Genomic DNA, 274 nt, shown 5'->3' with positions numbered 1-274 from the left:
AATACACTGCTCATTAATGTTTACGAGCTGATCTTTGCCTTTCCGGCTCCTATCATCTTAGCGCTTTTATTAAATGAAGTAAGAAAAACGTTATTTAAACGATTTGTGCAAACGCTTACATATTTACCGCATTTTGTTTCCATGGTCGTCATTTGCGGGATGCTCGTAGATTTTACGGCAAAGGCCGGTTTGCTGAACACCATTCTGACGTGGTTCGGCTTTGAGCGGGAGAACCTGCTGTTGAATCCTGATTTCTTTCGAACGATCTTTATTG

The 274-nt window shown here is 41.2% G+C and carries 1 pseudogene; it reads left to right on the top strand.

The features are described from left to right. Positions 1-274, top strand: a pseudogene (locus KVT27_RS24595) (sugar ABC transporter permease); the annotation flags it as partial.

The organism is Lysinibacillus sp. GbtcB16 (genome assembly GCF_019091145.1).
Classification (GTDB): Bacteria; Bacillota; Bacilli; order Bacillales_A; family Planococcaceae; genus Lysinibacillus; species Lysinibacillus fusiformis.
The sequence above is the reverse complement of the archived record's forward strand: the minus strand, read 5'-3'. Positions and strand labels throughout refer to the sequence as shown.